Annotated in this window: 17 protein-coding genes; 8 read left to right on the forward strand and 9 right to left on the reverse strand. The window is 65.0% G+C overall.

Annotated elements, in window-relative coordinates; translation table 11 throughout:
* Nucleotides 1-109 precede the first annotated feature (109 nt).
* Entirely contained in the window at nt 110-1,384 is a 1,275-nt protein-coding gene (gene tyrS / locus AN401_RS13180) for a tyrosine--tRNA ligase (RefSeq protein WP_096779626.1), read from the forward strand.
* Nucleotides 1,385-1,925: 541 nt separating this feature from the next.
* Here tyrS and rluF read toward each other — a convergent pair.
* The 4 genes from rluF to AN401_RS13200 form a co-directional block, all read right to left on the reverse strand.
* Nucleotides 1,926-2,813 carry a 23S rRNA pseudouridine(2604) synthase RluF gene (rluF, locus tag AN401_RS13185; protein WP_096779627.1) on the reverse strand — a complete coding sequence of 296 codons (888 nt, stop codon included), beginning with the start codon at nt 2,811-2,813 and terminating at the stop codon, nt 1,926-1,928.
* 123 nt (nt 2,814-2,936) lie between these two features.
* Complete coding sequence (locus AN401_RS13190) at nt 2,937-3,404, reverse strand: methyltransferase family protein (RefSeq protein ID WP_094039842.1); 468 nt, start codon at nt 3,402-3,404, stop codon at nt 2,937-2,939.
* Nucleotides 3,404-5,167, reverse strand: a complete 1,764-nt coding sequence (locus AN401_RS13195; protein WP_096779628.1) for a SulP family inorganic anion transporter — start codon at nt 5,165-5,167, stop codon at nt 3,404-3,406. Before AN401_RS13195 ends, AN401_RS13190 begins: the two co-directional genes overlap by 1 nt.
* A 100-nt stretch (nt 5,168-5,267) precedes the next feature.
* Entirely contained in the window at nt 5,268-5,879 is a 612-nt protein-coding gene (locus AN401_RS13200; protein ID WP_094039840.1) for a glutathione S-transferase family protein, read from the reverse strand.
* A 404-nt stretch (nt 5,880-6,283) separates the two neighbouring features.
* On the opposite strand from AN401_RS13200, the gene AN401_RS13205 reads away from it, so the two are divergent.
* Together AN401_RS13205 and AN401_RS13210 are read left to right on the forward strand one after the other, a co-directional pair.
* A complete protein-coding gene (locus AN401_RS13205; RefSeq protein ID WP_094039839.1) occupies nt 6,284-7,288 on the forward strand; it encodes a response regulator in 1,005 nt (334 codons plus the stop codon).
* 3 nt (nt 7,289-7,291) lie between these two features.
* Nucleotides 7,292-8,245, forward strand: coding sequence for a GGDEF domain-containing protein (locus tag AN401_RS13210; protein ID WP_094039838.1), 954 nt, complete (start codon nt 7,292-7,294; stop codon nt 8,243-8,245).
* A 21-nt stretch (nt 8,246-8,266) separates the two neighbouring features.
* Here AN401_RS13210 and AN401_RS13215 read toward each other — a convergent pair whose 3' ends face one another.
* From AN401_RS13215 to fabV, 3 genes are all read right to left on the reverse strand, one after another.
* Nucleotides 8,267-8,776, reverse strand: coding sequence for an anti-virulence regulator CigR family protein (locus AN401_RS13215; RefSeq protein WP_094039837.1), 510 nt, complete (start codon nt 8,774-8,776; stop codon nt 8,267-8,269).
* Nucleotides 8,777-8,871: 95 nt separating this feature from the next.
* The gene (locus AN401_RS13220) at nt 8,872-9,213 is read right to left on the reverse strand and encodes a 5-carboxymethyl-2-hydroxymuconate Delta-isomerase (protein WP_096779629.1); all 342 of its coding nucleotides are present in this window, start codon (nt 9,211-9,213) and stop codon (nt 8,872-8,874) included.
* 60 nt (nt 9,214-9,273) lie between these two features.
* Entirely contained in the window at nt 9,274-10,473 is a 1,200-nt protein-coding gene (gene fabV, locus AN401_RS13225; RefSeq protein WP_096779630.1) for an enoyl-ACP reductase FabV, read from the reverse strand.
* A 71-nt stretch (nt 10,474-10,544) separates the two neighbouring features.
* On the opposite strand from fabV, the gene AN401_RS13230 reads away from it, so the two are divergent.
* From AN401_RS13230 to AN401_RS13245, 4 genes are all read left to right on the forward strand, one after another.
* The gene (locus AN401_RS13230; protein WP_096779631.1) at nt 10,545-12,290 is read left to right on the forward strand and encodes a DEAD/DEAH box helicase; all 1,746 of its coding nucleotides are present in this window, start codon (nt 10,545-10,547) and stop codon (nt 12,288-12,290) included.
* A gap of 68 nt (nt 12,291-12,358) precedes the next feature.
* Nucleotides 12,359-13,789, forward strand: a complete 1,431-nt coding sequence (gene dacB, locus AN401_RS13235) for a D-alanyl-D-alanine carboxypeptidase/D-alanyl-D-alanine endopeptidase (protein WP_096779632.1) — start codon at nt 12,359-12,361, stop codon at nt 13,787-13,789.
* Between the two features lie 76 nt (nt 13,790-13,865).
* Complete coding sequence (locus AN401_RS13240) at nt 13,866-14,129, forward strand: GrxA family glutaredoxin (protein WP_094039832.1); 264 nt, start codon at nt 13,866-13,868, stop codon at nt 14,127-14,129.
* Between the two features lie 271 nt (nt 14,130-14,400).
* Complete coding sequence (locus tag AN401_RS13245) at nt 14,401-15,615, forward strand: pyridoxal phosphate-dependent aminotransferase (RefSeq protein WP_094039831.1); 1,215 nt, start codon at nt 14,401-14,403, stop codon at nt 15,613-15,615.
* Between the two features lie 163 nt (nt 15,616-15,778).
* Here the strand turns inward: AN401_RS13245 and cls are convergent, their stop codons facing one another.
* The gene (cls, locus tag AN401_RS13250; RefSeq protein WP_094039830.1) at nt 15,779-17,236 is read right to left on the reverse strand and encodes a cardiolipin synthase; all 1,458 of its coding nucleotides are present in this window, start codon (nt 17,234-17,236) and stop codon (nt 15,779-15,781) included.
* Between the two features lie 75 nt (nt 17,237-17,311).
* On the opposite strand from cls, the gene AN401_RS13255 reads away from it, so the two are divergent.
* A complete protein-coding gene (locus tag AN401_RS13255; protein ID WP_094039829.1) occupies nt 17,312-17,857 on the forward strand; it encodes a DUF1439 domain-containing protein in 546 nt (181 codons plus the stop codon).
* A 2-nt stretch (nt 17,858-17,859) separates the two neighbouring features.
* Here the strand turns inward: AN401_RS13255 and AN401_RS13260 are convergent, their stop codons facing one another.
* Complete coding sequence (locus AN401_RS13260) at nt 17,860-19,614, reverse strand: putative bifunctional diguanylate cyclase/phosphodiesterase (RefSeq protein WP_094039828.1); 1,755 nt, start codon at nt 19,612-19,614, stop codon at nt 17,860-17,862.
* Between the last annotated feature and the right edge of the window lie 51 nt (nt 19,615-19,665).

Raw genomic sequence — 19,665 nt, forward strand, 5'->3', positions numbered from 1 at the left:
ATTCACTCCGGAGGTTGGAGCCGACGATTATCGCAAACTGTCCCATAAAGGACATAGCTGGCCGGCCGCGTCCGGAGCAGGATCGGGCTTTTGCCAACGGAGTCTTCCCATGGATACGACCGGTTCCTCCTTGCTCGACGAGTTGCAACGGCGCGGCCTTATTGCCCAGTTGTCCGATCCCGCCGCCCTGGCGGCGCACCTCGACGCCGATGCCCGCACCCTGTACTGCGGTTTCGATCCCACCGCCGGCAGCCTGCACATCGGCCATCTGGTCCCCTTGCTGATGCTGCGCCGCTTCCTGGACGCCGGCCACCGGGTGGTGGCCCTGATCGGCGGCGCCACCGGCATGATCGGCGACCCCAGCTTCAAGGCCAAGGAACGCAGCCTGAACAGCGCCGAGGCGGTGCAAGGCTGGGTGGACGCACTGGGTGAGCAGATAGGCCGGTTGTTGGGTGCGGACGGCAATGATCGGGTGCAACTGGTCAACAACCGCGACTGGCTGGCCGGCATGGACGTGCTCGGCTTTCTGCGGGACCTCGGCAAGCATTTTTCGGTGAATGCCATGATCGCCCGGGAATCGGTCAGGCAACGACTGGCCCGCCCCGAGCAGGGGCTGTCGTTCACCGAGTTTTCCTACTCCCTGCTGCAATCCTACGACTTCGCCGTGCTCAACCGGGAGCGGGGCTGCAGCCTGCAGATCGGCGGCAACGATCAGTGGGGCAACATTACCAGCGGCATCGATCTCGTGCGCCGGCTCAACCGGCAGCGGGTATTCGGACTGACCCTGCCGCTCATCACCAAGGCGGACGGCACCAAGTTCGGCAAGACCGAAAGCGGCACCGTCTGGCTGGATCCGACCAGGACCTCGCCCTACGCCTTCTACCAGTTCTGGCTGAACACCGCCGATGAGGATGTCCATCGCTTCCTGCGTTACTACAGCTTTCTCCCCCTGGTGGAGATAGCCGCCATGGAGGCGGAGGACCGGCAAGGCGGCAAGCCCCGGGCCCAAGGGGTGCTGGCCCGGGAGCTGACCCGGCTGGTGCATGGCGAGGAGGCGCTGCGAGGTGCCGAACGGATAAGCTCGGCGCTGTTTTCCGGGGAGTTCGGTCGACTGAGCCCGGCCGAGTTCGCCCAACTGGAGCTGGACGGCATCCCCCTGACCCGGGTGGAAGCCACGGGTTCGCTGGTGGAGCTGGTGGTCGCAGCCAAGCTGGCCGGCTCCAACCGCCAGGCGCGGGAACTGATCGCCCGGGGCGCCATCAGCGTGAACGGCGTCCGGGCCGGAGGCGACAGCCTGGCCGGCATTGCTCCCCTGCACCACCGCTACCTGGTGCTGTGCCGGGGCAAGAAGCACTTCCACCTGCTGAAGTTCGACCCGGCCTGAATCCTGGAGCACCGTTCAGCTCAAATATTGACCAGTCGGCTATTTGTTGTCTGTTGCGACACAGAGAAGAGTCAACAGGGCGACCTCCGCCGACACGCCGCAAGTACGTCCCTGTAGGCTCGCACCTGCCATCCCTGGCAGGTGACGGTCGGCGGAGGCCATCCCTGTTACCTCTTTCAAACTCTGACGCCGTCTGAAGGTGGTGCCAGCAGGCAGCTGCGGTGCGATAGGGAGGACAAAGGGGGCAGCTCCGCCGGCCCTCCGCGCCAGGGCCGGAAAATGCTCCTGCCGTTCCGGCATTCCCGCCATCCCTGGCGGTCAGAAGCGTGGCAGAGCCCCCAAGGGGCGAGCTTGCTCACCGTGACGAGCTGTTTCGGCCTGACCGAACATCCAGTGAATGTTCGCAGCAGGTCGAAACTGCGAGTGTCCTGTCTTTACGGCGTGTCGGAGGAGTAGTGCCCTTTGGCCGACAGACTACACCTCGTCAGAAGCCATCGACAAAGGGGAAAGGCGCTGCCTAAGTTTTAAACTGTTCGGTACTCTAGCGGCCGCGCCGCCCGGCGCTGCTCCGTTTGCCGGCGGTACCGGCGCTCTCCCGGCCCGGCTTCGCCGGTCGCCGCCCCGGGGCCGCCTTGCCCCTGCCGTCCTGGCCGACCCGCGGCCCCTTGCGGGCCGCTTTCGGCACGTCCAGCCGGGATGCCTCTTCGGTCTTGCTCGACCCCTGCACCATGCGGTTGATCACCGCCAGCTCCTGGGGGCTGACCTCCCGCCACTGGCCGGCCTTGAGTCCGCCCAGGGAAATATTCATGATCCTGACCCGCTTCAGGCTGGTGACCTCGAAACCGAGGTATTCCGCCATGCGCCGGATCTGGCGATTCAGCCCCTGGGTGAGGATGATATTGAAGCTGCGCGGGCCGATTTGTTTGACCTTGCAAGGCTTGGTCACGGTGTCGAGAATGGGCACCCCCGCCGCCATTTTGGCCACAAAATCCTCGGTGATGGGCTTGTCCACCGAGACGATGTATTCCTTCTCGTGGGCGTTGCCGGCACGCAGTATCTTGTTGACGATGTCACCGTCGTTGGTCAGCAGGATCAGGCCGGACGAGGGCTTGTCGAGCCGGCCGATGGGGAAGATGCGCGCAGGATACTTGACCGCGTCGACGATATTGCCGGGAATGGCCTGGTCGGTGGTGCAGGTAATGCCGATGGGCTTGTTGTAGACCAGGTACACCGGCTGGGGCCTGGCACGCAGGGGCTTGCCGTTGATGGTGACCCTGTCGGCCGCGGTTACCTTGACGCCCATGCCGGCCACCTGGCCATTCACCGCCACCGCCCCCTGCTCGATCAGCCGGTCGGCCTCCCGGCGGGAACAGATGCCGGTTTCACTGATAAATTTGTTCAGGCGGGTGCCGCCGTTGTCTTCTGTCATGGGCCCTGACGCTCTCCCTCGGTGGCGATAAACCGGCCCGCTCCGGACGGATCCGGGGCGGCTGGCTGAAAAGCGGCAGTGTAGGCGCCCGGGCCGGCCATCGCAAGCCCCTTCCCCGGACAGCTAGAGCCAGCGCCGGACCCGGGCACAGTAACCGAGGTAGGCCGGCCCGAACTTGCGCGCCAGCGCCCGCTCCTCCGCCGCTATCTGCACCCGGTTCATATAGAGCACGAACAGTCCCAGCAACAGCAGGTTGAACAGGCTGCCGAGCCAGAGGGCCCAGGCCAGCAACAGCAGCAGATCGCCCAGGTAGATGGGGTTGCGCGAGCGGCGAAAGATCCCGGTGGTCACCAGGTGCGACGCCTGCTCCGGATGAAAGGGCAGCACAGTGGTATGGGCCCGTGCCAACTGCCACGCCGCCGCCGCCATCAGCGCCAGCCCCGCCGCCAGCACCAGCAGGGCAACCCAGCCCTGGCCGGCAAAGGCCAGCCCGCCGCTCCAGCGCCGCACCAGCCACATCAGGCCGGCGATCAGCACCACCACGCCGGGGGGCGGCAGCCACAGCAGGCGGCGCAGGGTGGCCGGGCGCATCAGGACTCCGCCAGCCGCTCTTGCGGCAATGCAGGGGCAACAGGCGAGGCTTCCCCTTCCGCCACCGGCTCTTCCGGCTCCCGGTAGCAACGGGTCATGCGCAAGGCCTCATACAAATCCGGGTAGAGCAGGATGCCGTCCTCCCCCACCCGGATGCCGGCCTGGTGCAGCCAGTGGGTCATCTGACTGCGCCGGCCGGCCATCAGCAGCTGGATGCCACGCCGCTTCAGCTCCTTGTGCAGTTCCCCCACCATGCTCATCACGCTGATGTCCTGGTGGGTGAAGCAGGACACCGCATCGATGATCAGGCACTTGGGCGGATGGGGCTCCCGTCCCAGCAACTGCAGCACCCGGCGCTTGAAATAGGCGGCGTTGAAATAGGTGAGCGGCGAGTTGAAACGATAGATCAGCACCCCGGTCACGGCCTTGACCTCCTCGTTGTGGCCCAGGGTATGCACTACCCCCTCGTCGTTCATGCCCATCAACTGGTCCGTGGGCCGCATCACGTTGCGCAGAAACTGGAACAGCCCCAGCAGCACCGCCAGGGTGATGCCGGGGATCACCCCCATAAACAGCACGCTGACGAAGGTGATCCAGGCCAGCCAGAAGGCGGCGTTGTCCGAGTGGCGCAGCGCCCACTGGCCGCGCAGATCGATAAGCGACCAGGAGGCCATTACCAGCACTATGCCCAATGCCGCCGTGGGAATGTACTGCAGGGGCGCGGTCAGGAAAAAGGTGACCAGGGCGATCACGGTGGCGGCCACGATCGACACCAACTGGCTCTTGCCGCCGTTGGCGTCGTTGACCGCGGTGCGGGAGTCGGCGCCGCTGATGGCGAACCCCTGGGACACCGCCGAGGCCAGGTTGGCCACGCCGAGGGCGCGGAATTCCTTGTCGGCATCGATATCGTAGCCGTTCTTGGCGGCGAAGCTGCGGGCGGTGAGCATCATCGACACGAAGCTCACCATCGCCAGGTTGAGCGCCGGCAGCACCAGTTCCCGCATCAGGCCGGGCGGAAATTCCGGGATCTGCAGCGAGGGAATACCGCCGCTGATGGTTCCTACCACCATGATACCGGCGCGCTCCGGGCCCAGTCCCCACAGCAGGGCGGCGGCGACGGCCAGCGCCAGCATGCTGCTGGGCCACTGGGGCCGGTAGCGCCGGCAGGCCAGCATCACCGCCAGGGTCAGCAGGCTGATGCCCAGGGTGGGCCAGTGGATCAACGCCAGGTAGCTGGGCGCGGCGGCGATCCGCTCGATAAGCTCCGACTCGTCGAAGGTAAAGCCGAAAATGCTCGACAGCTGGCCGACCATGATGGTGATGGCCACGCCGTTCAAGAGCCCCAGCAGGATGGGACGGGACAGAAAGTCGGCCAGTACCCCGAGTTTGAACCGGCTGGCGATCAGGCACCAGAAGCCGGTCATGGCGGTCATGGTCATCACCAGTTGCCAGTGGCGGGCGGCATCCCCCGCCGCCAGGGGGGTGACCACGGCGGCGATCACCGCACAGGTGGCGGCATCGGGGCCGATGATCAGCTGGCGGGAGGTACCGAACAGGGCGTAGGCCAGCATCGGCAGTATGCAGGAATAAAGGCCGACCACGGCCCCCACCCCGGCCAGCTCCGCATAGGCGATGGCCACCGGCAGCGCCACCGCCGCCACCGACAGACCGGCGCGCAGATCCGGCAACAACCAGGCCCGCTGATATTCCAGCAGCGCCACCAACCCCGGCATCCAGCGGGCCAGGGAAAAAAAATCGCGCATTTTTCAACCACTTGCAGTTAGTTATCTCGCTTTAAGTATAGAGCGGCCGAGCGGGAAAATGCGCGAGCATTGCCACAGTTCCTGGAAACGGCGACGCGGCTCAGCACCCGGCCAGGGCGGGACGCAGGCGCAGCCGGTCCAGCCAGCGTTGCAATTGGGGCAGCTCCGCCACCGAAATGTCCAGCCGCGGCAGGAAGCCTATCAGCACATAGGCGGCGATGTCGGCGATGGAGTAGCGAGCCCCGGCCAGATAGTCGCTCTCGCCCAGGCGTTGCTCCAGCCGGGGCAGGAAGGCCTGCAGCCGGGCCCTGGACTCCTCGCCCCAGGCGGGGACGCAGTGTTCCCGATCCCGATAGACGCCGCTCAGGTTGCGGAAGGCCTGGAAAGCGGGGATGAGTCCGTCCAGTTCGACGATGCGGTGCCACATCTCCACCCGGGCCCGGTCCAGGGGGCTGTCGCCGAACAGGGCCAGTTCATCCGGGTACAGCTCATCGAAATAGCGGCAGATGGCCACCGACTCGCACAGATAGCCGCCATCGTCCAGCTCCAGCAAGGGAATGCGGCCGTTGGCACTCTTGGCCCGGAATTCGGGCGTCAGGTTTTCCCCGGCCCGTACGTCCACCTGCACCCGCTCGACCGTTATCCCCTTCTCGGCCAGAAAGAGATTCACCCGCCGGGCATTGGGCGTGGTCGCCAGTTCATAAAGCTTCATAGGATTTCCTCGTGGTTCTGGAGTCAGGGTCATGTTCTAACTAACTGTTCCGAATAGTAGATCACTACCGGCAGCGACAGGGTTCCGCTAAGCAGACCCTCCGCGCCAGGGATGGCGCGGCGGAGCCCCCAGGGATGGGTTAACGGCGCGTCTGCGTGCGGGACCCGGTCGATGTAGCACTATTAGGAGCGGTTATTTAGGTTATCCCAGTCCCCCTCGCCTGGACAGGGGACGGAGAGCTGCGGCCCGGGATGTGGTCCCGGATCGCAAAAAAAGAACCCGAACACCCAGAATGCGATCTAGGTGCCGTTTGTCACCTGTCCTCCGGCCTCCGATTATGGTTGAATAATCGCCTTTCGGCCGGATGACGGCTCTCTCCCATTTATCGACAGGCAAAGGATGGCATGACGACACGCGTTCTGATCTGTGACGACTCGGCCCTGGCTCGCAAGCAAATGGCCAGATCCCTGCCTGCGGGCTGGGAGCTTGAACTCCATTTCGCCGAACACGGCCTCGATGCCCTGCAACAGTTGCGCACCGGCGGCATCGATCTGCTCTTTCTCGATCTGAACATGCCCGAGCTGGACGGCTACGGGGTGCTGGAAGCCATCAGGGCCGAGGATCTGCCGGTGATGACCCTGGTGGTGTCCGGCGATATCCAGCCGCAGGCCCAGGAACGAGTCCAGGCCCTGGGCGCCATGGCCTTTGTCCGCAAACCCGTCGATGCCACCGAGCTGAGCGGGCTGCTGCGCCGGTACGGCCTCTACCAGCCGGCCGAAGCCGCCCCGCTGGTGCCATCAGCGGCCCCGCTCCCCGATGCCTCCCTCTCCCTGGACGACTACCTGCAGGAACTGGCCAACGTCGCCATGGGCCAGGCCTCGGATCTGCTGGCCCGTCTGCTCAAGATCTTCATCCGCCAGCCCATCCCCAAGGTGGCCCCCATCGCCCGCAGCGAACTCAGCATGGCCATCTCGGCGGCGAAAAACGGCGAGTGCTATTCCGCGGTCTGCCAGGGCTTTGTCGGGGCCGGCGTGTCCGGCGAGGCGCTGCTGCTGTTTTCGGATGCCAGCATGGCGGAAATGGCACGGCTGCTGCACTACGATGGGGACGCCGGGGCGCCGGACGTGGAGATATTGATGGACATGTCGAGCATACTGTTCGGCGCCTTCCTCAAGGGGCTGGGAGACCAGCTCGACATCCGCCTCGGACTCGGCCACCCCACAGTGCTCGGCCGGCACCAGCGGGTGGACGTGCTGCTGGAACACCACCGCCGGCAGAGCGAGCAACTGTTGTGCATCGAGATCCCCTACGAACTCGAACACCATCATATTCACTGCAATTTACTGGTGCTGCTCACGGAAGAGTCGGTCGGCCGACTGGAGCAACGCCTTTGCTACATGGCGGAGTAAGCGATGAACCTCACCGAGCAGGATGCCCATGGATTCCACTGGCTGGCGGATATGCTGGAGTCGGTCGAAATAGGACTGGTGGTGGTCGATCTGGACTTTCGGGTGCAGCTGTGGAACGGCTTTATGGAAAACCACAGCGGCCTGACCTCCACCGCCGTGCGCGACCGCAACCTGTTTCGTCTCTTCCCGGAGCTGCCCGAAACCTGGCTGCGGCGCAAGGTGGACACCGTGGTCACCCTCAACACCCGGGCCTTCACCTCCTGGGAACAAAGGCCCTGGCTGTTCCGCTTTCGCAACAGCCGCCCGGTGACCGGCACCCAGGAATACATGTTCCAGAACCTGACCATCAGCCCGCTGTCTGATCCCGACGGCAGTATCCGGCGGGTCTGCCTGATGGTGTATGACGTCACCGATGTGGCCAGCAGCCGGCTGGCCCTGGAGCAGGCCAACGAACAGCTGGCCCGGCTGAGCATGACCGACCGGCTCACCGGCCTGCTCAACCGCGGTACCTGGGAGACCCTGCTCGACGCCGAATTCACCCGCTTCCGCCGCTACGGCCAGGCATCCACCCTGGTGCTGTTCGACATCGACCATTTCAAGCAGATCAACGACAGGTTCGGCCACCTGGCCGGGGACGACGTCATCCGCCAGGTGGCCGCCATTACCCGGGACGCCCTGCGCCAGGCGGATCAGGCGGGTCGTTATGGTGGCGAGGAATTCGGCATCATACTGCCGCAGACGGATGCCGAAGGTGCCCGCATTATCTGCGAGCGGCTGCGCCGGGCCTTTGAAGCCGCGGTGGTCAGCACCCGGGAGGGCGAGATCCGCTACACCGTCAGCCTGGGGGCGGCCCCCCTGCGGGAAGGCCCGAACAGCCACATGGAATGGCTGCGTCAGGCCGACGAGGCGCTCTACGCCGCCAAGCACGGCGGCCGTAATCGGGTGGTGATGAGATAGGGCCCCGGCCGGGGCCCTGTCTCAGTCGAGGATGCTTTCCAGGATAAAGCGCACGTTTTGGGTGGCGATGTCGACCAGTATCGCCTTGTCGCCAACCCGGCGCCATTCGTAGCCATCATAGTGGGGCAGGCGGGCTCGCAGACGCGGGTCGAACTGCTTGGCGATGCCCGGGGGCAGCGGCTTGCCCCGAGCCAGATTCATGCGGATACCCGGCGGCAGGGCATCGCGACTCTGATCGTAGCCGATCCAGTCGCGGTGCTCGCGGAAGATCACCCGCAGGGAGGCCTCGTCAATCCGGGGCTCGCGCCGATCGTAGTCACGCCGTTCGCCGCGGCGCTCGTCCCGCTGCCAGTCCCGCTCACGTTCCCGGGACACATCCCCCCGGCTCTCGTTGCGCAGCAACTGCTCCCGTTGCTGCCCCGGGGCATTCCCCTGGCCCTTGCCTTCGGGCGGCTGGGCCCAGGCGGGCGCCAGGCCGAGGCCCAGTACTCCACCGAGCAATAAGGTTCCCAACTTGTATCTGGTCTGCATAAGGCCTCCGGGGCTGCGGTCTTTTCTTCACTCTACTCCCGCCGGCCGCGGGCGGCAAACCCCGCCGGCACGCCATGGGACCTGTTCTGTCGGATTCAGTCCAGCCGCTTGGCGTAGCACTCCCGCTCCATGTCGACCACCTCCACGGTGAGGGAGATATCCTTGAGCCCCAGGCCGGCCAGGGCATCCAGCACCCCGGCCGACAGGGCCTGTTTCTGCTCCGGCGTGCGCCCCGACAATATCTTCAGGGTGGCGTGCACAAAATCCCGGCTGGAGCCGCCGTTGTGGTGGTAATCGTAACCGATGGCCCGGCTCTTGATGTCGGCCTCCTCGAACAGGCCACTGTCGAGGGCCCCCTGGTGCACCGCCATGACCAGGGCAGAAGGACTGAGCTGGCGTCCCAGGGTGGTGGAGTATTCAATGACGCAGTGGGGCATGAGCTTGCTCCTTGAAAAAAAGAAAGCCCCGCTTCGGGGGCTTTCGCAGAAAAAAGCGGTTTACACCAGTTCGATCACATCGAAGCCGACTTCCGGGTTGACGTCGGCGTCGTAGTCGACACCGGCCAGGCCGAAGCCGAACAGGCGCAGGAACTCGTCCTTGTAGCCCTGGTAATCGGTCAGCTCATAGATGGTGTCGTCGGTGATCTTCTGCCAGATTTCGCGGCAGGCGTTTTGCACCTCGTCGCGCAGTTCCCAGTCGTCCAGGCGCAGGCGGTTCTGCTCGTCCACTGGCGCGGGCTGGCCGCTGTAGAGACGATCATGGAACAGCCGCTGGATTTGCTCGATACAGCCCTCGTGGATGCCCTGCTCCTTCATCACCTTGAACGCCATGGAGATGTACAGCGGCATCACCGGGATGGCGGCGGAGGCCTGGGTCACCACCGACTTGAGCACCGCCACATGGGCGTTGCCGCCACCGGCCTTCAGTTTGGCGTCGATGGCATGGGCGGCGCGGTCCAGGTCTTCCTTGGCCTTGCCCAGGGTGCCGTGCCAGTAGATGGGCCAGGTCAGATCGGTGCCGATGTAGGAATAGGCCACCGACTTGGCGCCCTCGGCCAGCACGCCGGCGGCGTCCAGGGCATTCATCCACAGTTCCCAGTCCTGGCCGCCCATCACCTGGATGGTATCGGCAATTTCCTGCTCGTTGGCCGGCTCGACCACGGCTTCCACCAGCACGTCCTTGTTGGTGTCGAGGGCCACCGACTTGTAGGGCTCGCCGATGGGCTTGAGCGCGGAGCGCACCACTTCGCCGCTGTCGGGCAGCTTGCGCACCGGCGAGGCCAGGGAGTAGACCACCAGATCGATCTGGCCCAGGTCCTGTTTGATCAGCTCAATCACTTTTTCGCGGCATTCGTTGGAGAAGGCATCGCCGTTGATGCTCTTGGCGTACAGGCCCTCTTCCTTGGCGGCTTTGTCGAAGGCGGCGGCGTTGTACCAGCCGGCGGTGCCGGTCTTTTTCTCGGTGCCCGGCTTTTCGAAGAAGACGCCGATGGTGGCGGCGCCGCTGCCGAAGGCGGCGTTGATGCGGGAAGCCAGGCCGTAACCGGTGGACGCGCCGATCACCAGCACCTTCTTCGGCCCCTGCGCCAGTTTGCCCTTGGCTTTGACGTAGGCGATCTGCTCGCGTACATTCGCCTCACAGCCGACCGGATGGGTGGTGGTGCAGATAAAGCCACGGACCTTGGGTTTGATGATCATAGAGATGTTTGCCTCGGTTATTCACAAATAGAGGCTAAAGATACCCTATTCCGGGGCAAATGTGAGGCCCGATGTTTACCCTTCGCCCCTATCAGCAGGACGCGGTCGACCGCACCCTGGACTACTTTCGCCGCCATGATGCGCCGGGACTTTTGGTGTTGCCCACCGGCGCCGGCAAGAGCCTGGTGATCGCCGAGCTGGCCCGCCTGGCCCGGGGCCGGGTGCTGGTGCTGGCCCATGTCAAGGAGCTGGTGGAGCAGAACCACGCCAAGTACAGCGCCTACGGCCGGGAGGCGGCCATCTTCTCCGCCGGCCTGGGCCAAAAGCAGGCCCATACCCAGGTGGTGTTCGGCTCGGTGCAGTCGGTGGCACGCAACCTGGACGCCTTTTCCGGCTTCAGCCTGGTGGTGATCGATGAGTGCCACCGGGTGTCGGACGACGATGACAGCCAGTACCTGCAGGTGGTCAACCACCTGCGTCGGGACAATCCCAGGCTCAAGGTGCTGGGGCTCACCGCCACTCCCTACCGTCTGGGGCTGGGCTGGATCTACCAGAGCCACCACCACGGCATGGTGCGCAGTCGTGCGCCGCGCTTTTTCACACACTGCCTGTTCGAGCTGCCGCTGCGGCTGATGATCAAGCAGGGTTACCTGTGCCCGCCGCAACTGGTGGACGCCCCCGTGGTGCACTACGACTTTTCCCGTCTTTATGAGCAGGGGCTGTTCAGCGAGCAGGCGCTGGATCGGGAACTGGCCCGCCAGCCCCGGGTCACCCCCCACATAGTGGCGCAAATTCAGGACTACGCCGAGCCCCGGCAAGGGGTGATGATCTTCGCCGCCACCGTGCGCCACGCCGCCGAAGTGGCCGGCCTGTTGCCGCCCGGGCAGACCGCGCTGATCACCGGCGAGACCCCCGGCCCGGAGCGGGACGCCATCATCCGCCGCTTCAAGGCCCGGGAGCTGAAGTTCCTGGTCAATGTGGCGGTGCTCACCACCGGCTTCGACGCCCCCCATGTGGATCTTATCGCCATTCTGCGCCCCACCCAGTCGGTGGCCCTGTACCAGCAGATAGTGGGCCGGGGCCTGCGCCTTTCGCCGGGCAAGCACGACTGCCTGGTGCTGGATTACGCGGGCAACAACATGGACCTCTTCGCCCCCGAAGTGGGCGAGCCCAGGCCCCATCCGGACAGCACCCAGGTGCAGGTGCCCTGCCCCGCCTGCGGTTTCGCCAATATCTTCTGGGGCAAGACCGACGCCGAGGGCCGGGTGCTGGAGCACTTCGGCCGCCGCTGCCAGGGCCTGTTCGAAGACGACGAGGGCCAACGGGAGGAATGCGGCTACCGTTTCCGCTTCAAGTCCTGCCCCCAGTGCCTGGCGGAAAACGACATCGCCGCCCGCCAGTGCCACGACTGCGGCCAGCTGCTGGTGGATCCGGACAAGCAACTGAAGGAAGCCCTGGCGCTGAAGGACGCCCTGGTGCTGCGCTGCGCCGGCATGACGCTGGCGGCGGAGCAGGGCAGGTTCGGCCCGGCGCTCAAGGTGACCTATCACGACGAGGACGGCACCGAGCTGGTGCAATGGTATGGCTTCGACGCCAAGGGGCCCAAGGGCCGCTTTTTCCGGGACTTCGTGGCTCCCCACTGGCCCGCCCCGGGCCTGGAGCCGGATTTCGCCGGCCTGGCCGAGGTGGAGGCCGCCGCCGCGCGCTTTCGCCACCCGGACTTCGTCATCGCCCGCAAGCACAAACGGGGCTGGCAGGTGAAGGAGAAGATCTTCGACTACCAGGGCCGCTACCGGCGCGCCCATGAATTGGGATAAGGGCCGGAGACTGGCATGCTATATTGGCCCCGCAGACCACAGGCAAGACATCACCAAAGAGCACATCCATGATAAAAACCGCATTAACCGGCTTCGCCATTCTTTTTACCGCCCTGGCCGCCCGGGCGGCCACGCCGCCGGAGCACGGCCAGGCCGCCTGGCTGCTGGCCGACCTCGACAGCGGCCGTATCGAGCAGAGCCACAACCCCGAGCAACTGCTCAAGCCCGCCTCCACCCAGAAGCTGCTCACCAGCCTGGCGGGCGCCCTGGCCCTGGGGCCCGACTGGCGCTATGAAACCCGGCTGCGCTACCGGGGCAGGCTCGAAAACGGCCTGCTGGTAGGGGATCTGCTGATCGACTTTGTCGGCGATCCCAGCCTTACCCGGGAGCAGCTGCGGGATCTGCTGGCCGGCAGCGGCATCCGCCGCATCAGCGGCAACCTGCTGCTCAACCAGTCCCGTTTCGGCGGCTACGACAGGGGCAACGGCTGGTCCTGGAACGACCTCGGGGTCTGCTACACGGCACCGCCGGCGGCGCTGATCCTGGACAGGAACTGCGTGCAGGGCGCCCTCTACGCCCGCCTCGGCCAGCCGGCCCGCGCCACTGTGCCGGCGCACCAGCCGGTGTCGGTGAGCGCCGAGGTGGCGGTGCTGGGCGAGGCCGAGCGCCGGGCCCGCTTCTGCGAGCTGGAGGTGGACATGAGCCCGCCCAACCGCTATCACCTCAGCGGCTGCACAGGGCCACGCCAGGAGCCCTGGCCGCTGCGCTTCGCCATCCAGGATCTGGACGCCTGGGGCGAGGCCCTCAGCCGCTGGGCCCTGGGGCAGGCCGGCATCGCGCTTTCCGGCCGGATCAGCGGCAGCCGGCAGGATGCCGCCGATTGGCCGGTGCTCGCCAGCCACGCCTCGCCGCCCCTGCGGGAACTGGTACGACGCATCCTGATCCACTCCGACAACCTCTACGCCGACAGCCTGCTGCGCACCCTGGGCGCCGAGCATTTCGGCCAGCCCGGCAGCTTTCGCAACGGCGGCCAGGCGGTGCGGGAGATCCTGAAAGCGCAGGCCGGCATCGATTTGGGTCCCGCCTGGCTGGCGGACGGCTCCGGCCTGTCGGCCCATAACCTGCTGCGGGCCGCGGATCTGCTGGCGGTACTGCGGGTGATGGCAGAGCGCCCGGCGCTCGACTGGCTGGTGGCGGCCCTGCCGGTGAGCGGCGAAAGCGGCACCCTCCAGTACCGTAAGAGCGTGCTCCAGACACCGCTCAAGGGACGGGTGCAGGCCAAGACCGGTACCATCGCCCATGTACAGAACCTGGCCGGCTTTATCGACACCGACGGCGGCCGCAAGGCCTTCGTGCTGCTGCAAAACGGCCTGTCCATCAGTCCCGAACAGGAGCAGCAACTGGCCCGGGGCGAAGGCGACTGGCCGGCCCGGGCCTTCGAGCGGCAGTGGCTGGAGCAGGCCCTGGCTGCCGACTCCATCGTTAAAACCAATCAATAATTAATGGATTAACGATTTAACCGGGGCCCCCCGGCTGCTTATACTGGCCCCCGTTAACCCGTTAAGGAGAGAGCCCATGTTTGCTGTGATTTTTGGTCGTCCCGGTTGCCCCTATTGTGTTCGCGCCAAGGAGCTGGCGGAAAAGCTCACCACCGAGCGCGACGATTTCAAGTTCCGTTATGTGGACATCCACGCCGAGGGCATTTCCAAGGAAGACCTGGAAAAGACGGTGGGCAAGCCGGTGCAGACGGTGCCCCAGATTTTCCTCGACCAGCAGCACATCGGCGGTTTCACCGACTTCGAGGCCTATGCCAAGACCAACCTGAACCTGTACCAGTAATTCCTTTCACTGCCCTGCCCTGGCGGCCGCAAGGCCGCCTTTTCAGCGTCCCGACGCCGACATTCACGCCAAAGCGCCATTTTCAGGATTTTTTTCGTCCAAAGCTCCCTTTTACCCCTTTTCATCCGGTTGCCAAAGCTCCATCATGGACGCCATTGACTGTCTGTACTGCCCGTTCCCGGACACGCCTTTCCCGAAGCCCGCGCCTCATGCCGGCCTCTCCTGTCCGTGGTTTCCCTGGCAGTTGCATAACCCGAGGCCCTTGATACCCATGTATTCCGTAGAGAAATCGCACAAGCTGGACAACGTCTGTTACGACATCCGCGGCCCCGTCCACAAGGAGGCCCGCCGCCTGGAGGACGAGGGTCACCGCATCCTCAAGCTCAATATCGGCAACCCGGCGCCCTTCGGCTTCGAGGCCCCGGAGGAGCTGCTCAAGGACGCCATCCTCAACATGCCCACCAGCCAGGGCTACTGCGATTCCAAGGGACTCTTCTCGGCGCGCAAGGCGGTGATGCAGTACTACCAGCAGAAGGGGCTGCGCACCACCGACCTGGAAGACATCTACATCGGCAACGGGGTGTCGGAGCTGATCGTGATGTCGATGCAGGCCCTGCTCAACAACGGTGACGAGGTGCTGGTACCCGCCCCCGACTACCCGCTCTGGACCGCCGCCGTTACCCTGTCCGGCGGCAAGGCGGTGCACTATATGTGCGACGAGCAGGCCGACTGGTACCCGGACCTGGACGACATCAAGGCCAAGATCAGCCCCCGCACCAAGGGCATAGTGCTGATCAACCCCAACAACCCCACCGGCGCCGTCTACGGCAGCGAGTTCCTGCTGGAAGTGGTGGAAATCGCCCGCCAGAACCGGCTCATCATCTTCGCCGACGAGATCTACGACAAGATCCTGTACGACGACGTGGCCCACCACTCGGTCTGCACCCTGTGCGACGACGTGCTGGTGGCCACCTTCAACGGCCTGTCGAAGAGCTATCGCGCCGCCGGCTTCCGCCAGGGCTGGATGATGCTCAGTGGCCCCAAGCACCTGGCCCGGGACTATATCGAGGGGCTGGAGATGCTCGCCTCCATGCGGCTGTGCGCCAACGTGCCCATGCAGCACTGCATCCAGGCGGCGCTGGGCGGCTACCAGAGCATCAACGAGCTGGTGCTGCCCGGTGGCCGGCTGCGCCAGCAGCGGGACAAGGCCTGGGAGCTGCTCAACCAGATCCCCGGGGTGTCCTGCGTCAAGCCCAAGGGCGCCATCTACATGTTCCCCAAGCTGGATCCCAAGGTGTACGACATCAAGGACGATCAGAAGATGGTGTACGACCTGCTGCTGCAGGAAAAACTGCTGATCGTGCAGGGCACCGGTTTCAACTGGCCCAAGCCCGACCACTTCCGCCTGGTCACCCTGCCGCGGGTGGACGATATCGAGGACGCCGTCGGCCGTATCGCCCGCTTCCTCAAGCATTACCAGCAGTAAAGCTGGAAGCTGGAAGCTGGAAGCTGGAAGCTGGAAGCAAAATAAAAATGGCGCTGCAATGCAGCGCCATTTTTATTTTCACAGACCGGCTCGACGCCGGACGATGACGCCTTGTCGTTATACAACGCCGGCCGCCTGCAAGCCTCCAGCTTCTCGCTGCAGGCTACAGCAGCGGGCTCAGCAGGTAGAAGAGGTTTTCCGCCACCCGCTTGCGCAACGGGCGCTTGCGCCATTCCAGCCAGGACAGGGGCCGGGCATCGCTCAGGTAATCGTCCGCCAGCCGCAGCAGCTCGCCCATGGCCTGGCCGTCGTCCACCAACAGCGTCATCTCGAAGTTCAGCCACAGGCTGCGCTTGTCCAGGTTGACCGTGCCCACCAGGGCGAACTGGTGATCCACCAGCACGCACTTGGTGTGCAGCAGGCCGGCGGCATAGAGGTGGATCTCCACCCCCGCCTGCAGCAGTTCGTCGAAAAAGGCGTTGCAGGCGTGGTTGACCATGCGCGAGTCGTTTTTGGCCGGCAGCACCAGCTGCACCTCCACGCCCCTGTCCGCCGCCGAGCAAAGGGCGGCCACCAGGGGGTCGTCCGGCACGAAATAGGGGGTGATCAGCACCAGCCTGCGCCTGGCCTGGTAAATGGCGGTGAGCAGGCTCTGCTGGATGGCGTCTCCGCCCATAAAGGGACCCGAGGGCAGCAACTGCAGCTTGAGCTGGTTGTCCAGGCAACTGATGGGGTGGTATTCCAGCTGCTCCAGCAGGCGTTCGCCGGTTTCCATCTCCCAGTCCCACACGAACAGGGACCAGATGATGGGCACTATGGGGCCGCGGATACGCAGCATGATGTCCACCCACTGGCCCACCCCCGCGTCCTGCTTGAAGCAGGAGGGATCCACCAGGTTCATGGAGCCGGTATAGGCCACGTCGTCGTCGATCACCACCAGTTTGCGGTGCATGCGCAGATCCTGGCGCTCGAACAGCACCCGCAGGGCACCCACCGGCAGCACCTCCACCACCTTGACCCCCGCTTCCCGCAGCCGTTTGGGCCAGCGGCTGCGAAAGAAATCGGCGCTGCCGACCGAATCCAGCAGCAACCGGCAGTCCAGTCCCCGCCGGGCGGCCTCCATCAGGGCGTAGGCCACCTCGTCGGCCTGCCCGCCCGGATGCCAGATGTAGAACTCCAGGTAACAGGAGCTGCGCGCGGCCTGGATATCGGCCCGCATCGCCGCCAGTATTTGCTCCGGCCGCTGCAGCAGGGTCATGCCGTTGCCACTCAGCATCGGCATGTTGAGCCGCGCCTTGACCAGCTCGTAGATCGGCCTGACCGGGTCGCTCACCTCGAAGCGCTGGCCGGGAAAGCGGGATACCAGCACGTTGATCCAGTCCGCATAGGGCCGGTACATGGACTTGGCCCGCTCCGCCCGCTTGCGACCCAGGCGCACCTCGCCGAGCAGGATATAGGCCGCCACCCCCAGGATGGGAATGGCGTAGATGAGCGCCAGCCAGGCCAGCGACACGCCCACCGCCCGGCGCTTCATGATGACCCTCAGGGTCACCCCTATCACCAGGCTGGTATGGGCGAGAAACAGCAGCCAGCCCAATACTGTATAGATGTAGTCACTCAAAAACGCCTTGCTCCTTTCAAGCGGGACGGTGCAGACTGTCCCTGATGCAGCGAATCCGGACAGAGATATAGGCTTATGAAAATTATACTTTTTTTAATCACGTTTGGGATAAGTAGTTTTGCTTGCTCGCAAACCCTGACCATCACCGAGCAGCAGCTCAACACCGAACTCAACCGTCAGCTCGGGCGGGAGTTCCCGCTCACCCTGGGGGAATGGCTGTCGGCGGGGATCAGGCTGCAGGATCTCGGGGTCGAACTGGGCCGGCAGGAAGCGGACAAGGCCCGGGTCTCGGGCCGGGGCATCGTCTCGGTCCGTCAGGGAGAGAACCATTATCACTGGGATATCAGCGGCGACTTCAGCGCCCGTCCCCGTTACGACAGCGAGCAGGGCGCCCTCTACCTGGAGGAGTTCGAGCTGCTCGGCTATCGGCTGAACGAGGACGGCAGCTCGCCCCAGGCCGGTTTTATGCTGCCCATGCTGCTGCAGGGCATAGCCGGTTACCTGTCCCAGTATCCGGTCTATGTACTGGATGAGGAAGACCCGCTGCAGCGCCAGTTGAAGGAGAGGGTGCTGGGCCTGGAGCTGGCGCCGGGCCGCCTCTCCCTGCACGGGCTCGATTAAGGCTAGTGGCGTAGCCCGTCGCTGGCGTTGCGGTAGAAGGCCTCGAGCTGGCCTGCCGTCATGGGGGCGGCCAGCAGTTGCCCCTGCACCGAGCTGCAGCCGTGCTGGTGCAGGAACTGCATCTGCTCGGCGGTTTCCACCCCGCAGGCCACCACCTCTATCCCCAGGGTCTGGGACAACAGCAGCAGGGAGCGGATCACCGACCGATCCAGGGGATCGAAGTGATCCGACAGCAGGCTGCGGTCTATCTTGATGCCGTCGATGGGCAACTGTCGCAGCTTGCTGAAGCTGAGCCGGCCCTCCCCCACGTTGTCGAGGTAGACCGCCATGCCGGCGCTGCGGAAGGCGTGCAGGGCGCCCATCAGCGACTCGCTGCGGCGCATGATGAAGTCGCTGCGCAGCTCCAGGATAAAGTCGCTCGGGCTGACCCGTTCGCGGGCGAAGATGTCGAGCAACTGGGCGGCCCTGTGCTGCTCCAGCTCCAGCCCGTTCAGGTTGATGCTGACCCGCCCCTGCCAGCCGCCCTGCTCCCGCCAGCAACGGTATTGCCGCGCCGCCTCGCCGAACACCCAGTCCGCCAGCCGGCACAGCAGGCCGGCATCCTTGGCCGCGGGCAGGAACTGATCAGGGTAGAGCACCCCCAATTCCGGATGGCGCCAGCGCAGCAGCGCCTCCAGGCTGAGCAGGCGCCGTGAGCTCAGCTCCAGCTTGGGCTGGTACTCCAGAAACAGCTGCCGGCGCTCTATCGCCAGGCGGAACTCGCCGGCCAGACGATGTTGCTGTTCCAGGCGGGCAAACTGGGCGCTGTCGAACAGGCACACCTTGGCACTGCTGAACGTCTTGGCCTCGTACATGGCGGTATCGGCGTAGCGCAGCAGGGTCTCGATTTCCAGCCCGTGCTCGGGATAGAGGCTGACCCCGATGCTGGCCCCCACGCTCAGTTCATACTCGCCCACCAGCACCGGGGCTTCCAGCTCTTCCAGCAACTGCTCCGCCTTGGCCAGCAGTTCGCCGGTGCTGAGCCGCCCCCGCCATATCATGACAAACTCGTCGCCGCCGATGCGGGCCACCAGCTCGTTGGCATCCACCCGGGCCAGCAGACGGCCGGCCAGGGCCTTGAGCACCTGGTCCCCCACCCCGTGGCCGAAGCTGTCGTTGATTGGCTTGAAGCGATCCAGATCGATAAAGAGCAGGGCCAGTTGCTCGCCCTCGTCCAATGACAGCCGTACCTTGTTGAACCAGCTCAGCAGGAAGCTGCGGTTGGCGGTGCCGGTGAGGGCATCGTGGTGAGCCAGGTAGCTGAGCTTTTCCTCCGACTGCTTGAGCCGGCTGATGTCGTCGAGGATGCCGATGATATGGCTGACCCGCCCCCGGCCGTCGCGCAGCAGGTGCAGCATCAGCCAGTGGGTGGCCAGCCGTCCCTGCCGGGTATGGTGCTGCACCTCTCCCTGCCAGTGCCCTTGCTGCAGCAGGCGCTGCCAGATCTGGCGGTAGTAGCGGCGCTCGTGCAGATCATGGTTGATATTGGTGATATGGCGGCCTTCGATATCCGCCGCGTCCAGCTCGCTGAGCCGGCAGAAGGCCGGATTGACGCCGATCACCCGCCCCCGCGGATCCATTACCACTATGCCTTCCCGGGTATGCTGCATGATCTGCCGGGCCAGGTTGAGGGAGGAGTTGGCCAGCTCCCGCAAGCCGTCCAGGCTGGTCTGGTGCAGATCCGTCGGTGTTGCCCATAACAAATCGCTGTGGTCCATGTCCGTGCTCTATATGGTTGAATGAATGAGATTCGCTCTGTTCATCGCCCT

Origin of the sequence: Zobellella denitrificans, assembly GCF_002407485.1 — a bacterium.
Lineage (GTDB): Bacteria > Pseudomonadota > Gammaproteobacteria > Enterobacterales > Aeromonadaceae > Oceanimonas > Oceanimonas denitrificans.

Excerpts from the sequence above, each read along its gene's own strand:
- tyrS (WP_096779626.1), top strand. The coding sequence starts at position 110 with ATGGATACGACCGGTTCCTCCTTGCTCGACGAGTTGCAACGGCGCGGC.
- rluF (WP_096779627.1), bottom strand. The coding sequence starts at position 2,813 with ATGACAGAAGACAACGGCGGCACCCGCCTGAACAAATTTATCAGTGAA.
- AN401_RS13190 (WP_094039842.1), bottom strand. The coding sequence starts at position 3,404 with ATGCGCCCGGCCACCCTGCGCCGCCTGCTGTGGCTGCCGCCCCCCGGC.
- AN401_RS13195 (WP_096779628.1), bottom strand. The coding sequence starts at position 5,167 with ATGCGCGATTTTTTTTCCCTGGCCCGCTGGATGCCGGGGTTGGTGGCG.
- AN401_RS13200 (WP_094039840.1), bottom strand. The coding sequence starts at position 5,879 with ATGAAGCTTTATGAACTGGCGACCACGCCCAATGCCCGGCGGGTGAAT.
- AN401_RS13205 (WP_094039839.1), top strand. The coding sequence starts at position 6,284 with ATGACGACACGCGTTCTGATCTGTGACGACTCGGCCCTGGCTCGCAAG.
- AN401_RS13210 (WP_094039838.1), top strand. The coding sequence starts at position 7,292 with ATGAACCTCACCGAGCAGGATGCCCATGGATTCCACTGGCTGGCGGAT.
- AN401_RS13215 (WP_094039837.1), bottom strand. The coding sequence starts at position 8,776 with ATGCAGACCAGATACAAGTTGGGAACCTTATTGCTCGGTGGAGTACTG.
- AN401_RS13220 (WP_096779629.1), bottom strand. The coding sequence starts at position 9,213 with ATGCCCCACTGCGTCATTGAATACTCCACCACCCTGGGACGCCAGCTC.
- fabV (WP_096779630.1), bottom strand. The coding sequence starts at position 10,473 with ATGATCATCAAACCCAAGGTCCGTGGCTTTATCTGCACCACCACCCAT.
- AN401_RS13230 (WP_096779631.1), top strand. The coding sequence starts at position 10,545 with ATGTTTACCCTTCGCCCCTATCAGCAGGACGCGGTCGACCGCACCCTG.
- dacB (WP_096779632.1), top strand. The coding sequence starts at position 12,359 with ATGATAAAAACCGCATTAACCGGCTTCGCCATTCTTTTTACCGCCCTG.
- AN401_RS13240 (WP_094039832.1), top strand. The coding sequence starts at position 13,866 with ATGTTTGCTGTGATTTTTGGTCGTCCCGGTTGCCCCTATTGTGTTCGC.
- AN401_RS13245 (WP_094039831.1), top strand. The coding sequence starts at position 14,401 with ATGTATTCCGTAGAGAAATCGCACAAGCTGGACAACGTCTGTTACGAC.
- AN401_RS13255 (WP_094039829.1), top strand. The coding sequence starts at position 17,312 with ATGAAAATTATACTTTTTTTAATCACGTTTGGGATAAGTAGTTTTGCT.
- AN401_RS13260 (WP_094039828.1), bottom strand. The coding sequence starts at position 19,614 with ATGGACCACAGCGATTTGTTATGGGCAACACCGACGGATCTGCACCAG.